The sequence below is a fragment of the Streptomyces sp. NPDC050856 genome, assembly GCF_040653855.1.
GTDB lineage: Bacteria > Actinomycetota > Actinomycetes > Streptomycetales > Streptomycetaceae > Streptomyces.
On record NZ_JBFAGV010000036.1, the window covers coordinates 45,607 to 60,010 of the forward strand.

The 14,404-nt window shown below is 74.6% G+C and carries 13 protein-coding genes; 4 read left to right on the forward strand and 9 right to left on the reverse strand.

Going from position 1 to position 14,404, the window contains the following annotated elements; genetic code table 11:
* Positions 1-55 precede the first annotated feature (55 nt).
* Both AB0H53_RS25520 and AB0H53_RS25525 read right to left on the reverse strand, forming a co-directional pair.
* On the reverse strand, positions 56-397 hold the full coding sequence (locus AB0H53_RS25520; RefSeq protein ID WP_362117758.1) for a hypothetical protein: 342 nt from the start codon (positions 395-397) through the stop codon (positions 56-58).
* A gap of 63 nt (positions 398-460) precedes the next feature.
* Entirely contained in the window at positions 461-3,433 is a 2,973-nt protein-coding gene (locus AB0H53_RS25525) for a SpoIIE family protein phosphatase (protein WP_362117761.1), read from the reverse strand.
* 183 nt (positions 3,434-3,616) lie between these two features.
* Between AB0H53_RS25525 and AB0H53_RS25530 the strand changes: the two genes are divergently transcribed.
* On the forward strand, positions 3,617-4,549 hold the full coding sequence (locus tag AB0H53_RS25530; RefSeq protein ID WP_362117764.1) for a MurR/RpiR family transcriptional regulator: 933 nt from the start codon (positions 3,617-3,619) through the stop codon (positions 4,547-4,549).
* A gap of 263 nt (positions 4,550-4,812) precedes the next feature.
* Here the strand turns inward: AB0H53_RS25530 and AB0H53_RS25535 are convergent, their stop codons facing one another.
* The gene (locus AB0H53_RS25535; RefSeq protein WP_362117767.1) at positions 4,813-5,103 is read right to left on the reverse strand and encodes a DUF5133 domain-containing protein; all 291 of its coding nucleotides are present in this window, start codon (positions 5,101-5,103) and stop codon (positions 4,813-4,815) included.
* Between the two features lie 244 nt (positions 5,104-5,347).
* Here AB0H53_RS25535 and AB0H53_RS25540 point away from each other — a divergent pair, with 244 nt between their 5' ends.
* From AB0H53_RS25540 to AB0H53_RS25550, 3 genes are all read left to right on the forward strand, one after another.
* Complete coding sequence (locus tag AB0H53_RS25540) at positions 5,348-5,536, forward strand: DUF2795 domain-containing protein (RefSeq protein ID WP_362117769.1); 189 nt, start codon at positions 5,348-5,350, stop codon at positions 5,534-5,536.
* A gap of 354 nt (positions 5,537-5,890) precedes the next feature.
* Positions 5,891-6,871, forward strand: a complete 981-nt coding sequence (locus AB0H53_RS25545) for a glycosyltransferase family 2 protein (RefSeq protein ID WP_362117772.1) — start codon at positions 5,891-5,893, stop codon at positions 6,869-6,871.
* The gene (locus AB0H53_RS25550) at positions 6,868-7,305 is read left to right on the forward strand and encodes a GtrA family protein (RefSeq protein WP_362117775.1); all 438 of its coding nucleotides are present in this window, start codon (positions 6,868-6,870) and stop codon (positions 7,303-7,305) included. Before AB0H53_RS25545 ends, AB0H53_RS25550 begins: the two co-directional genes overlap by 4 nt.
* Here the strand turns inward: AB0H53_RS25550 and AB0H53_RS25555 are convergent.
* The 6 genes from AB0H53_RS25555 to AB0H53_RS25580 all read right to left on the reverse strand — a co-directional run bounded on the left by AB0H53_RS25555 (position 7,280) and on the right by AB0H53_RS25580 (position 14,400).
* On the reverse strand, positions 7,280-8,791 hold the full coding sequence (locus tag AB0H53_RS25555) for a DUF6056 family protein (RefSeq protein ID WP_362117778.1): 1,512 nt from the start codon (positions 8,789-8,791) through the stop codon (positions 7,280-7,282). The two genes, AB0H53_RS25550 and AB0H53_RS25555, sit on opposite strands and share 26 nt — an antisense overlap.
* A 144-nt stretch (positions 8,792-8,935) precedes the next feature.
* Positions 8,936-9,796: a hypothetical protein gene (locus AB0H53_RS25560; protein WP_362117781.1), complete on the reverse strand. Its 861-nt coding sequence runs from the start codon at positions 9,794-9,796 to the stop codon at positions 8,936-8,938.
* A 61-nt stretch (positions 9,797-9,857) separates the two neighbouring features.
* On the reverse strand, positions 9,858-10,604 hold the full coding sequence (locus AB0H53_RS25565; protein ID WP_362117784.1) for a class I SAM-dependent methyltransferase: 747 nt from the start codon (positions 10,602-10,604) through the stop codon (positions 9,858-9,860).
* Between the two features lie 41 nt (positions 10,605-10,645).
* Positions 10,646-13,414, reverse strand: a complete 2,769-nt coding sequence (locus tag AB0H53_RS25570; protein ID WP_362117787.1) for a SpoIIE family protein phosphatase — start codon at positions 13,412-13,414, stop codon at positions 10,646-10,648.
* Positions 13,415-13,540: 126 nt separating this feature from the next.
* On the reverse strand, positions 13,541-14,176 hold the full coding sequence (locus tag AB0H53_RS25575; protein WP_362117789.1) for an alpha-ketoglutarate-dependent dioxygenase AlkB: 636 nt from the start codon (positions 14,174-14,176) through the stop codon (positions 13,541-13,543).
* Positions 14,177-14,283: 107 nt separating this feature from the next.
* Positions 14,284-14,400 carry a DUF4383 domain-containing protein gene (locus tag AB0H53_RS25580; protein ID WP_362117792.1) on the reverse strand — a complete coding sequence of 39 codons (117 nt, stop codon included), beginning with the start codon at positions 14,398-14,400 and terminating at the stop codon, positions 14,284-14,286.
* Between the last annotated feature and the right edge of the window lie 4 nt (positions 14,401-14,404).

The following is a 14,404-nucleotide window of genomic DNA, read 5'->3' on the forward strand; positions in this document are numbered from 1 at the left end:
GGTGACGAGGAGAGCGTGATTGACCTTCCCCCGAGGGTCGAAGCGCGCCACCGGGCTACCTCGCGTCGTCGTCCGAGGTGACGTCGAAGTCCGGTGGCCGGTCCTCCCCCAGCGACCGGCGGTTCTCCTGCCACTCCCGTACCGCGCTCCTGGTCTGCTCGATGAGCTCGCCGATGGCGTACCCCGCGGCGCCCTCCAGGAGCACGAGCACGATCTCGTTGCCCAGCCCCATGGGGCTGCCGCCCGTGTCGGGCTTGGGCCGCTGTTCGACCCGCAACTCCCCCGTGCCGAGTCCGTCGCGTACGATCCGCTCACGCGTGAGCCAGGTCTGCAGAGCGTCGATGTCGCCTCGTGACGTCTCCCGGACCGGCGTGACGCGGATCTCCTGTCTGGTCACACCCTCCCCAACTGCCATAACTCCCCATCATGGCACGGACCTTGGCCGAATGGTCCGCTGTCGTCACGATCGGGTTCCGTACGGGGGCCCTTCCGGTTGGCGGTCGCCCGCCCAGCGGGCGGCGAGCAGGAGGGCGATGTCGTCGGGCCGGTCGGCGGCCTGGCCGGCCTCCCGGATCAGCCGGTCGGCCGTTTCGGCGAGGGAGACCGTGCCGACCTCGGCGAGGGTGCCGCGCAGCCGCTCGATGCCCAGGTCGATGTCGGTGCCGGGCTGTTCGACCAGCCCGTCGGTGAACAGGGCCAGGATGCCGCCGGGTTCAAGGCGCAGCGCGGTGACGGGATAGCCGGCCTGCGGGTCGACCCCCAGCACGACGCCGCCCGCCAGGTCCAGCACCTCGGTCCGGCCGCCGGGGTGGCGCAGCAGGGGCTGGGGGTGCCCGGCCCGTACGGCCCGGGTGGTGCCGGAGACCGGATCGAGCACGATGTAGCAGCAGCTGGCGAACTGGCCGGGGTCGAGGTCGATGAGCAGCCGGTTGGTGCCGCTCATCACCTCCTGCGGCTCCAGTCCGGCGAGCGCGAACGCGCGCACGGCGCTGCGCAGTTGGCCCATGGTCGCGGCGGCGGCGACCCCGTGTCCCTGTACGTCGCCGATGACCAGGGCCAGGCCGCGCGGCGTCTCCACGACGTCGTACCAGTCGCCGCCGACCTCCATGCCGAGGGTGCCCGGCAGGTAGCGGCCGACGGTGTCGACGTGCCGCAGCCGGGGCAGCCGGTGCGGGAGCAGCGCGTCCTGGAGGCCGCGGGCGAGGGCGGCCTCGGAGTCGTAGCGCTGGGCCCGCTCCAGGGCCTGGGCGATGAGTCCGGCGAGGGCGGTGAGGACCGTGCGCTCCTCGGGGCTGAAGCCGCGCGGCTGGTCGAAGCCGAGGATGCAGGAGCCGACCGGCCGGCCGGAGGCGATCAGCGGCAGGAAGGCCCGTGCGCCGACATGGGTGTCGAGCGGAATGCCGGGGTAGGCGGCGGCCAGCCGCTGCATCGACTCGAAGAAGATGGGGCGGCCGGAGGTGAGGGTCTCCACGCCGGGCAGCCGGGCGTCGAGGCCGACGCCGTCGAAACGGTCCAGGAAGCCCTGCGGGAAGCCGGTCTCCCAGGCCAGGTGGAGATGCCGCTCACTGAGCAGGTAGATGGCCAGTTGCCGGCCGCCGAAGGCGGGCAGCAGCTCGTCCGTCACCACGGCGGAGACCTGGCGCGCGGTGACCGCCTCGGTGAGCGCGATGGCCAGGGCGACCGGGCGGTAGAGGACGGCCGCCCGGTCGGCCGGGGAGCCCAGCCCGGCACCGGGCGCGACCAGGGACTCGGGCGCGTACGCGGGCTGTTCCGCCTCGGACAGCTCGACCGTCAGCCCGTCGTGCCCCGGGTGGAGGGAGACCGACAGCCATGTGCCGGGCGGGCGGTGCGCCATGAAGCGCACCGGCTCGTCGGAGAGCATCCCGGCCCGGAACTGGTCCTCGTGGGCGGGGTGCCCGAACCAGGGCAGGGCCTCCCACAGGACGCGGCCGACGAGACGGGAGCGGGCGTGGCCCAGCAGGGCCTCGGCGCCGTGGCTGACGAAGGTGATCCGCCCGAGCCGGTCGATCGAGAACAGCCCGTGCGGGAGCCGGTCGGCCGCGGCCGCGGCCACCGGGCCGGTACCGGGATCGGCGACGACACCGGTCAGGTGATGGGGCGCGCCGTCGTCCGGCGGGCCGCGACGGTGCCCGGACAGTTCGAGGAGGCAGGGCCACCCGTCCCGGCCGCGCAGCCAGATCGCCCGGGTCACCGGCCGCTCGGCGCGGGCCACCTGGCGGGCCACCGTCCACAACCCGTGGGCGTCCGCCGGGGACAGCAGCGACATGAGGTCGTCCATGGTGGTCGTCGCGGACTCCCCGTCCGGCGCGGCGGGGGACGCGCCCGCGCCGGGCCCGCCCGGCCGGGCCGGCTGGTCCGGCGCGTCCCGCCCGCCGAGGCCGTGCGGCGCCCCCGGCCTGTCCGGCCGGCGCGGCGGCTCCGGCCCGCCCGACTCGTGCGGTCTACCGGGCCCGGCGAGCAGATCCGGCCCGCCCGGCTCCTGCGGCGCCTGCGGCACATCCAGCCCACTCGGCACATCCAGCCCACTCGGCACATCCGGCACCTCCGGCTCGTGCGGCGCCCCCGGCCCGCCCGGCCCGCCCGGTCCGGCCGGCGTCGCGGGTGGGGAGGAGCCGCCGGGGCCCTCGGGTGCGCCGGGGCCGGCCGGCCCACGGGGTCCCTCCGGCCGGTCGGGCGGGTCCGGGGCCGCCCGCCCGGACGGCGCGCCCGGCTCGGCGCTCGGGCGCTCGGGCGCCGTGCCCCGCCCCGGGCGTGCCGGGTCGGCGAGGCGGGGTGCCGGGGCGGGGCCGAGGATGGCCCGGAACTGTTCGTCGGTGGTGACGACGCCGGTGTCGACGTCCCAGCCGAAGTGGCCGACCCGGAGCGGCGGGGCGCCGGCGGCGGGCAGTTGGACGGGGGCCGGTTCGCGCTCCCACTCCACGCGGGTGCCGCCCGCGGCGAGCTCCGCCAGGGCCGCGCCGAGCCGGTGGGCGGCGTCCGCCAGGCGGCGGCGGTCGTCCGTGGCGACGGCACCGCCGGCGGTGGCCGCACGCAGCACCACCAGCACGCCGAACCTCTCCCGCCCGGCGGTGACCGGCGCGTACAGGGACCCGAAGGGGAACGGCAGGCCCGCCATGAGCTGCGGGAAGCGCCGCATGGCCTCCTCCGGGTCGGCCAGGTGGACCGCCCGGCCGGAGCGGTACGCCTCGGCCACCGGGAAGGGGCGGTTGATGTGCATGCGCCACCAGGGCCGGAAGAGCCGGACGGGCAGCCCGGCGAGCACGCCCAGCCGGAGCAGCCCGGGCGTCCGGGAGCGCAGGTAGACGCCGCCGGCGTACCCGCCGGTGGCCTCGATCGCGCTCACCGCGGCCTGGGCGAGCACCAGGGTCAGGCGGTCCGGGGGGCGGCCGTCGGGGTGCGGTCTGTCCGGCATCACGTTCCAGCCTCGGTCGGCGGATGCGCCCGGCGCGGTGTGCGGCGCACGGCGGGCGGGGCGCCGGGGCACACAGCCAGGATGCTCCCCGGCGGCGGGGTCGCGCACATCGGTGGAGCCGCCGGTCCACCGTGGCCGGTGGGCTATGTTGAGCGGGGAGCGGGACGAGAAGGAGGCACGCCGGTGCCATCAGGGCAGCAGGCACGCGCGCAGGCGGCCGCGATCACGCCGGGACGGCGGTCCGGGGACGCGGAGGCCACCGCCCCGGTCCCGGTCGACAGGGTGCTCGCCCTCTTCGGCGGCCACCGTCTGTCCCCCGCGCAGCGCCGCATCGCGCAGTACGTCATCGACCACCTCACCGAGGCGGCGTTCCTGTCCATCACGGAGCTGGCCGAGCGCGTCGGGGTGAGTCAGCCCTCGGTGACCCGTTTCGCGACGTCCCTGGGGTACAGCGGGTTCCCGGCGCTGCGGGAGGCTCTGCAGCCCATCGCGCTCAGCGCGGTCGCCGGCACGCCGGAGACGCGTGAGGAGATCCGCCGCAACGAGCTCCAGGCGGCGATCGACGCGGAGATCGAGAATCTGGAGCAGCTCCGTCGGCTGCTGGCCGACCCGGGCCAGGTCCTGGACATCGGCCGGGAGCTGGCCGGATCTGTGCCCTTGACAGTGCTGGGACTGCGCATCTCGGTGTCGCTGGCCGAGTACTTCGCGTACGCGGCCCGGCGGATCCACCCCGACGTACGGCTGGTGACGCGCGGCGGCAGCGTCGCCTACGACGCGCTGCTGCAGTCGCGCGAGGCGGGCGGTACGTGGGTGCTGGCGTTCGCGATGCCACGGCACGCCAACGAGACCCTGGCCGCGCTGCGGGCGGCCCGCCGGACGGGGCTGCGCGTGGCGCTGATCACGGACCTCACCTTCGGCCCGCTGGTGGAGGAGGCCGATGTGACGCTCACCGCCGGCACCGGTTCGCGGCTGGTGTTCGACTCGTACGCGGCGCCCGGGGTGCTCTCCGCCTCGGTGCTCCAGGCCATGGCGGACGCCAACCCCGAGCGCACCCAGATGCGCCTGGAGGGGTACGAGCAGGCCGCCGAGCAGCACGACTTCTTCCTGGAGGACTGACCCCCACCCCGCGCACAGGGGCGGTTTCCGGCCCCCGGGACGCATGAAAATTTTCATTCCCTTGCTTACTCAGCAGTAAATATATTTACTGCTGGCATCCGGGCGTCACGGCGCCCGTCCGCCGAACACTCAGTGACGACGCACTCCTCCTCGCGCCGCCCCGTGGTGTTCCGACCGGGCACTTCCGCACCCCTTCGGACGTGTCCGTGGCGGCCCCGGTCAACCCCTGGGCCGGGGCCGCCAAAAAGCCTTCCGCCGGACGTTCAGGCTCCGGCGGCGAAGACCGCGGCGGTGGGGGCGGTCCTGAAGGCGGCCGTGGCGGGGACGGGGGCCGGAGCGGCGACCGCCAGCCTGGCGCGCGCCGCGGCGAGCGCATGTTCCACCTGACGCGTTCCGGTGGTCACGCACAGCGTGTACGAGACGTCGTCGAGCCGGCGTTGCAGCTCGGGACCGGCGGCCGGCCCCTGGGCGGCGCTGAGGGACTCGTACCGGGTCACCAGTTCACGAAGCACCGCGGGATGCGCCAACAGCATCGACGTACCTGCCTTTCCCACGCCACGAAGCGAAGAGACGGTGTGCGCGCGCCGGGAGCCGGAGCGGACTTCCCCGGGGCCGGCCGGCGCCGGCGGCCGGGACGCCCCGCACAGGGATGTGCTCGCGCTCCCGGCCCCTCACCCGACATTGTGGTGCAACCGTGATGGATCCGCTCAGCGTGGACACGGCGGGCGGTTGCTCCATTGCCGTGACGTCCCCGGGCGACCCGGTAGCCGGATCCGGCGGCCGGGTACCGGTCGGCGCATGACTGTGAACCCCATCGCCATGCAGAAGGCCCTCGGCGGCGTCAACTACCCCGCCTCCAAGCAGGACATCGTCGACCACGCCCAGGGGAACGGCGCCGACGACGAGATCATGGAGGCGCTGAACGCCCTGCCCGAGAAGGACTACGACACGCCGGCCGCCGTGAGCAAGGAGGTCGGCAAGGAGTAACCGGGGCCGCACCGGCCACCACCGGGCTCCGGCGACCGGCGCCGGCCGCGCGGACCGCGGCCGGCGCCGTCACGCGTGGCGGCGCGGGCGCGTACGGCGGCGCGGGCCGTGGGGCGAGGTACGCCTCAGGCCCGGGCCGCGGGCGCGGTGCGCGGGGCCCCGCTCCTGGGGCGCCGGTTCACCCGTCTGGACGGCCTGGGGCTGTCGCGGGTCCGCCGCCGGGCTCCACTGGGGTCAGGAGGCAGCCCTTTCCCGGTGCAGGCAACCCCGCGGGCCCCGTGGCCCTCTTCTCCCAGCGGCGGGCCGGGAACGGGGGGTCCGTCGCCCGCGTGCCGTGCATGGAGTGAGTCGCCAATGGTCCATATGTCGATCGTGGTCCCGTGTTTCAACGAGAGTGCGGTGATCGACGCCTTCCACCGCGCGCTGGTCGGCGTCCTCGGTGCGACGGGCGAGAGCTTCGAGATCTGCTACGTCGACGACGGCAGCGACGACCTGACCGTGGACCGGCTCAGGCAGTTCGCGGCGTCCGACGCGCGGGTGCGTTACACCTCCTTCAGCCGCAACTTCGGCAAGGAGTCCGCGCTGCTGGCAGGCATGCGCATGGCCAGGGGCGCGGTGGTCGTGCTGATGGACGCCGACCTCCAGCATCCCCCCGAGCTGGTGCCGCGCATGTTGGAGCTGCACCGGCACGGCTACGACCAGGTCGTCGCCCGGCGGGACCGCTCCGGCGAGGGGATGGTGCGCCGGGCGTTCAGCCAGGCGTACTACCGGCTCGTACGCCACTTCATGGACGTGGAGATAGTCGACGGAGCGGGCGACTTCCGGCTCCTGTCACGGCGGGCGGTCGACTCCGTCCTGTCGTTGCCGGAGAGCAACCGCTTCTCCAAGGGACTGTTCTCCTGGATCGGGTTCGACACGGTGAGCTTCACCTACGAGAACGTCCAGCGGGCCGCCGGGCAGTCCAAGTGGGGCGGCAGACGGCTGCTCAACTACGGCATCGACGGACTGCTCTCCTTCAACAGCCGCCCGCTGCGCCTGGCGATCCACACCGGCCTGTGGCTCTTCCTGTCGGCGCTCGGCTACGCCCTCTGGATCGTCGCCAACGCCGTGCTGAACGGGGTCGAGACGCCCGGATACGCGACGCTGATCACGGCCGTCGTCGCGCTCAGCGGCGTGCAACTGGCCACGCTCGGCATCATCGGGGAGTACGTCGGACGCATCTACCACGAGTCCAAGCGGCGGCCGCACTACGTGGTCCGGGAGACCGACCGCGGCGCGGCCGGCGCCCCCCGGGCGCCACTGGAGTCCGCCGGTCCCGCGCGGCGGGAGCGATGAGGGCCGCCGTTCTGCGGCAGTTCGCGTCCTTCGCCCTGATCGGCCTGGCCAACACGGCCGTCTACTACGCGGTGTACGCCTCGCTGAACATCTGGCTGCCCTACCTGGCCGCGCACGTCATCGGCTACGCGGTCAGCGTCACCGGGTCCTTCCTGCTCAACTCCCGCCTCACGCTGCGCACCCGGCCGACCTGGCGGGCCTACGCCCGCTACCCGCTGTCGGGCGCGGTGAACGTCGTGGGCAGCGGGATCCTGCTGCACCTGGCGGTGAGCCGGCTGGGCATGGACGAGAACCTCGCGGCGCTCGCCGCCGGGATCCTCGTCACACCGGTCTCGTTCCTGCTGGCCCGGTGGGCCATCGTCTCCGGTGCGGCCGCCACCGAGCGGCGGCGGCCGCCCGAGGGGCCGGTCAGGGAAGGCGCGTCCCGGGAGTGACCCGGTCCAGGTGGTAGTAGTCGGCCACGCACTGGGCGGGCCAGATCCGGCGCCCGCCGTCGCTGAAGGGCTCCAGCATCCCGCTCACCGACACCGGCGTGTACGGCAGCACCCTCGCCCCTCCGGCGGCCCGCTCGCGCAGCCACTGGTCCTGACGGTCCCACCGCTGCGCCCGTACCCGCATGTCGTGCCCCAGGTCGTACAGCGGCGCGACCAGGCCCAGGACGGTCACCGCGCACACCGCGCCGGCCAGCGCCCCGAGCGGGCCGGTGCGCCGGTCGCGCAGGCGGACCGCACGGCCCAGGAAGGCCCCGGCGGCGACCAGCAGCAGGACGTACAGCAGGAGGTAGTCGTTCCACGTCCGGCCGGCGGTCACCACCCGTTCCTGGAAGACGGGGTAGGTGATGACGGTGCACAGGTAGCCGGAGACGAGGAGGGCGAGCGCACCGGAGGCGGTCAGCAGCAGCGGCCGGCACGGCAGCAGGGCCGGCTCCGTGCCCCCGGGCCGGCGCCGCGCCAGCAGGCCCAGCAGCACGCCGGCGGCGACCGCGCCGACGTACTCCCAGGTGGTCACGACGGTCTCCATGATGCGCAGGTAGGCGCGGAACGAGGCGATCAGCGACTCGGGGGCGATCATGGAGGTGGTCTCGGCGCCGAACCGCTCCCGGCGGTTGCGCGAACCGGGTGAGGTGACCAGCACGATCGTGCCGATGGCGACACCGGCCATGCCGGTCAGCGACCAGACCAGGGCGAAGCGCCGCACCCGCTCGGTGAACACCCGGCGGGCGAGCAGGACCGCGGCGGCCAGCACGACCAGCGCGACCACCGAGGCCTCCTCGGAGAGCGTGCCCATGAAGGCCCCGGCCACCAGCACGACGGCCAGCGCGGTGATCCGGCCCCGCCGGCCCCGGGCCCGCAGCAGGGGCAGGGCCGCCGCGGCCGCCAGCACCGGGGCGAGGGTGTGCGAGACGGAGGCGGCGGGCCAGAAGAACGTCTTGTACGTGTTGGTGGTGGCGAGGAGGAACAGCACCGTGACCATGGCCGCCACCAGCAGCGGCACTCCGCGCGGCACGCTCCGGCCGGCCGCGCGCAGCAGGTGCGCCACCAGCGCCCACAGCAGGCCCAGCATGAGCAGGGCGGAGACCGGGGCGTACCACTGGTGGCCGGCCACCGGGAACTGCGCGTACAGCCCGACGAGGACGCCGTTGCCCAGGCGCCCGTTGTCGGTGACGTAGAACTTGCCGATCAGCCCGGGGACGCCGCTGTCGCGGACCACCGGCAGGAAGCACCACTCGTCGGCGCTGGGCCGGACGTACCTGCCCAGGTAGGACGCGGCGGCCAGCAGACCGAGCGGCAGCAGGGCCAGGGCCGTGGTCCAGACGGTCGTCCACGACCAGCCGGACGCGCCGGCGCCGGCCGGACCTCCCTCGTCCGGTCCCTCCTCCGGGTCGCGCGGCATGGTGGCGCTCGATGAGCCGACGGCCATATCTCTTCACTGCCTCTCGGGAAACTACAGGTCCGACACCGAAGAGGTGTTTTCGTCCGGTGCCGTTTCGCGCCGCGCCGCGGGACTTCGGCGCATCGGCGGGCTTCCCTCCCACTCGACGCGCCGGACCGGCGGCCCGCAACTTCAGGCGGGCCGGCTTGCGCCGAGAAGGCGGTGCAGGGACGCCGTCACAGCCGCGACGAAGGAGTCGCGGTCGCCGTCGTCCAGCAGGTCGAGGGAGAGGTACGGGTTGAGGTCCTCCAGTTCGACCAGGAGCAGGCCGCCGTCGGGGGCGCGGCAGGCGTCCACCCGCTGGATGCCGTGGTCGACGCCGTTCCAGTCGACGAAGCGCTGGGCGAAGGCGAGATCGGCCGCGGTCGGCCGGTAGCGCTCCAGCTCCCAGCGCCGGTCGGTGCGGGGCGCGTACAGGGCGTACTGGAAGGCGCGGTCGACGAAGTAGAAGGACACCTCGTAGCGGAAGTCGACCCGGGGCTGGACGAGGACGTCGCCCAGGGCGCGGCCGGCCAGCTCCGCGCGGGAGACGAACTCCATGCCGATGGAGTCGGCGCCCAGCCTGGGTTTGATCACGTACTCGGGCGCGTCCGGCAGGCGGTGCAGGTCCTCGGCGCGGCCGGCGGTGGGGATGACCGGGTACCCGGCGGCGGCGAGGTCGACGAGGTACTGCTTGCCCGCCATGTCGGCCTTGCCGGTCAGCTCGTTGAAGACGGGCACGCCGTCGCGCAGGGCGCGGGCGCGGAAGGCCTCGTAGGCCGCCCGGTAGTGCAGCACCGGTCCGCTGTTGCGGACGACGACGGCGTCGAAGGCGTCCATCAGGGCGGCGGCGTCCACCGGGTGGCACAGGGCGATGTCGAAGTGCTCGCGCAGCCGCGCGGACAGGTGGATGTCCTCGTCGCAGTAGCGGCGCCCGCCGGCCTGGTACGCGAGGTCGGTGACGTACAGCAGGCGGGGCCGGGGGCGGGACGGGTCGGGCGCGGTGGGAGTCACGTCTCTCCTGGTGACCGGAGGGTGTCGGCGGTGCGCCCGAAACTACCCGCCGGGCCGGCGCTCAGGCGCGGCGGGCCAGGACCAGGCGGCAGCGGGGCGAGCCGTCGGGCCCGGTGCCCAGCGCGGTCAGCGGCGTCAGCCGGACGGTGAAGCCGGTGCGGGTCAGGTCGTCCAGCACGTCCCCGAGCCGGAAGGTGCGGTAGTACATGACGAAGGGCGGCCGCCACAGCAGGTTGCGCACCCGCATCACCGCGTCGAAGCCCCACAGCCGCCAGTAGGCCGCCGAGCCCACGCGGGCCGGCGCGCCGACGGGGAGGGCGAACAGGCCACCGGGGCGCAGGGCGTCGCGCACCTGGGCGAACAGGGCGGGGCGCTCCCGGGGCAGGAAGTGGCCGGACGCGCCGAAGCTCACCGCCAGGTCGAACGCCTCCCGGAACGGCAGGGCGAGGGCGTCGGCCTGGACGAACCGGACGTCCGGGCCGGTGCCGGCGCCCCTCCCCGGGGCGGGGGTGGAGTGGGCCGCCCGGGCCACGGCGAGCATGCCCTCGCTGAAGTCGACGCCGGTCACCCGCTCCCGGCACAGCCGGCTCAGGACGCCGGTGGCGGCGCCGGTGCCGCAGCAGAGGTCCAGGCCGGCGCGGAAGGGACCGAGCGGCGCGACGGCGCCGGCCACCGCTTCCAGGACCCGGTCCGGGGTCCGGAACGGTGTCCGGTCGAACTTCGGGGCGAGCAGGTCGTACCCGTGCCGGGTGGAGGACAGCGCCTGGACGGCGAGTTCGCGCGGGGTCGGGCCGTTGGGTGTGAACATCGCGTCCCAGCGTATCGGCGGGGGCCGGCGCCGGGGCGGCATCAGATGGGTTCGACGTCCAGGACGTCGAAGAGCACCGCCTCACCGGCGCCCCGGGGGTGTCCCGCCGCGCCGGGCAGCGGCTGCTCGGCCCAGATCACCTTGCCGTGGGCGGTGTAGCGGGTGCCCCAGCGCTCGGAGAGCTGGGCGACCAGGAACAGCCCGCGGCCTCCCTCGTCGGTGGTGGCCGCGTACCGCAGGTGCGGCGAGGTGCTGCTGTTGTCGGCGACCTCGCAGGTCAGGCCGCGGTCGTGGAGGAGGCGTACGTGCACGGGAGCCGCGCCGTAGCGGATGGCGTTGGTGATGAGTTCGCTGAGGATCAGTTCGGTGGTGAACGCCAGGTCGCCCAGGCCCCATTCCTCCAGTTTCCGGGCGGCGGCTGCGCGGACGCCTGCGACGGCGCCGGGGTGGAACGGCACGTCCCAGTCGGCCACCCGGTCGCGGCCCAGGGCCCGGGTGCGGGCGATCAGAAGCGCCACGTCGTCCTTGGGGTGGGCGGGCAGCAGCGCTTCCAGGACCGCCTTGCAGCTGTCCTCCGGGGTGCGGTCGGCATGGGAGAGGGCGTCGCGCAGCAGCTCCAGGCCGACGTCGATGTCACGGGTGCGGTCCTCGATCAGGCCGTCGGTGTAGAAGACGAGCTGGCTGCCCTCGGCCACCTCGATCTCGGCGGTCTCGAACGGTATGCCGCCGAGTCCGAGCGGCGGTCCGGCCGGCAGGTCGGGGAACTCCACCGTGCCGCCGGGGTGGACCAGGGCGGGCAGCGGGTGCCCGGCGCGGGCCATGACGCAGCGGCGGGAGACCGGGTCGTAGACCGCGTACAGGCAGGTGGCGCCGGTCATCCCGGCGCCCGCGGCCATGCCGCCGGGGTCCTCGGGACCCTCGTCGCGGTCGCCCTCGTCCTGGTCGATGCGGCCGACCAGGTCGTCGAGACGGCCGAGGATCTCGTCGGGGGGCAGGTCGAGGGTGGAGAAGTTGTGCACCGCGGTGCGCAGCCGGCCCATGGTGGCGGCGGCGTGCAGGCCGTGGCCGACCACGTCGCCGACCACCAGGGCGACCCGGCTGCCGGGGAGCGGGATGACGTCGAACCAGTCGCCACCGACACCGGACTGGGCGGGCAGGTAGCGGTGGGCCACTTCCAGGGCGCTCTGCTCGGGCAGGGCGCGCGGCAGCAGGCTGCGCTGGAGGGTGACGGCCATGGCGTGCTCGCGGGTGTAGCGGCGGGCGTTGTCGATGCAGACGGCGGCGCGGGCGACCAGTTCCTCGGCGAGGGCGAGGTCGTCGTCGTCGAAGGGGTCGGGTTTCTCCGAGCGCCAGAAGTTGGCCACGCCCAGGACCACTCCCCTGGCCTTGAGCGGGACCGCGATGAGGGAGTGGATGCCGTAGGCGACGATCTGGCCGGCCCGCTCGGGGTCCTGGGCCTGCCAGCCCGGCGCCCGGGACAGGTCGGGCACGAGCTCGGCGCGGCCGGAGCCGTACCCGCGGGCCTGCGGCGTGGAGGGCAGGAAGCCGATCATCCGGCCGCGCGGGTAGAGCGGGTGGTCGTCGCGGATGCCGCTGACCGCGGTGCGGCGCATGTCGGCCCCGGCGGAGCCCCTGGGCTCCTCGCCGCGCAGGACCGGGTCGGCGAGGTCGACGGTGACGAAGTCGGCGAACCGGCCGACGGCCACCTGGGCGAGCTCCTCGGCGGTGCGGACGACGTCGAGGGTGGTGCCGATGCCGACGCCGGCGTCGTACAGCAGGTTGAGCCGGCTGCGGGCGCCCTCGGCGCGGCCGGTGAGGGCGCGCAGCTCGGTGGTGTCGCGGATGGTGGCGACCGTGCCGGAGGCGCCGTGGCGGTCGGTGGGCCGCTGGTTCACGGCGAGCAGCCGGTCGGCGGCCAGGACGACCTCGTCGGTGGCCAGCCGGCCGGAGGCGAGGAGCTGCGCCATGCCGGGATCGAGGCCGGGCAGGTCCTCGATGGCGCGCCCCTCGGCGTCGGGCGGCAGGTTCAGCAGCCGTTCGGCCTCGTCGTTGGCGAGGAGGAGGCGGCCGTCGCCGGCGACGATGACGACGCCTTCGCGGACCGAGTGGAGCACGGCGTCGTGGTGCTCGTACACCCGGGTCATCTCGGCGGGTCCCAGTCCGTGGGTCTGGCGCCGGAGCCGCCGGGCGACCAGGGCCGATCCCGCGGTGGCCACGGCCAGGCCGGCCGCGCTGGTGGCCAGGATGACCGGAAGCTGGCGGTTGACCACACCCGTCACGTTCTTCACCTGGAGCCCGGCCGACACCAGCGCCACGACCCGGCCGTCGGCGCCGGTGACCGGGACGACGGCCTGCACCTCGTCGCCGAGGGGGCCGTCGACGTGCTCGGTGTGCACCCGCCCGGCCAGCGAGGGCTCGATGGTGCCGACGAAGCGCTGCCCGATCCGCTCCGGCTGGGGGTGGGTGTAGCGGAGGCCGGTGGTGTCCATCACCACGATGAAGTCGACCCCCGCCCGGCGGCGGGCGGTCTCGGTCAGCGGTTGCAGTACCTGGGAGGGGTCGGGCGAGGTCAGCGCGTCATGGATGCCGGGTGACTGCGCAAACGTTTCGGCCACGGCGACCGACCGGTTGCGCGCCTCGCGGTCGCTGTCGCTGCGGGACTGCAGCAGCAGGGCCAGGACCGCGCCCAGCACCAGCAGCACCACCAGTGCCGCCTGCAGGACGAAGACCTGCCCCGCGACGCTCCGCGGGCGCCTTTCGGCCAGTGACCGGACCGAGGCGCCCCGGAATCGGTCGAGAAGGTTGACCACCCTCACAGTTCTAGCACTCACCGGCCGGAAGTGGACCATGAGTGACCGACCGTCTCGGGGCGGGCACCCGCTGTCAGCCGGCCCGCGCCGGCGGCGGCCGCCCGTCCAGCCGGGCCGCTCCGCCGGTCAGCCCACCCCCCGGGGCCGGAACTGGACGCTGATGCGGGGTCCCACGCTCCGCGCGGTCTTGGGGACGGCGTGCTCCCAGGTGCGCTGGCAGGAGCCGCCCATCACGACCAGGTCGCCGTGACCGAGGGGCAGCCGCCTGGTGGTTCCGCCGGCCGCGCCGGCCCGGGGCCGCAGCGCCAGGTCGCGCGGTTCGCCCACCGAGAGGATGGCGACCATGGTGTCCGTGTGCGCGCCGCGCCCGATGCGGTCGCCGTGCCAGGCGACGCTGTCCCGGCCGTCCCGGTAGTAGCAGAGCCCGGCGGTGACGAACGGCTCGCCCAGTTCGGCGGCGTAGTGCGCGGACAGGGCGGCCCGGGCCTCCTCCAGCACCGGGTGCGGCAGCGCCTCGCCGGCCCGGTAGAAGGCGAGCAGCCGGGGGACGGCGACCTCGTGGTCGTACATGTGCCGCCGCTCGGCCCGCCAGGGGACACCGTCGGCCAGCTCGTCGAACAGCGCGCCGGCGCCGCTCAGCCAGCCGGGCAGCAGGTCGACCCAGGCGCCCTGGCCGAGCACGGTCCGCCGGAGGCCGTCGAGCGGACCGAGGCGGATCTCGTCGGTCTGGTCGAAGAGCGAGCCCTGCAGATGTGCGCCCATGGTCCCAGGCTAACCCCTAATCGAACAGGTGAGCCATTCCGGCGGGGCGCGGTGCCGACCGCGTGGCCGGTCGCGTGGCGCCGGCCGGTCGCGGTCGCGCGGTGGCGCTAGCCGGTGGCGTGGCGGCCGGTACGGCCGGTACGGCGGGTGAGCAGGACGCCCAGGGCGATCATGGCGAGGCCGAGGACGAGGTGCAGCCAGTTGTCGGCGGTGTTGACCGGGATGAAG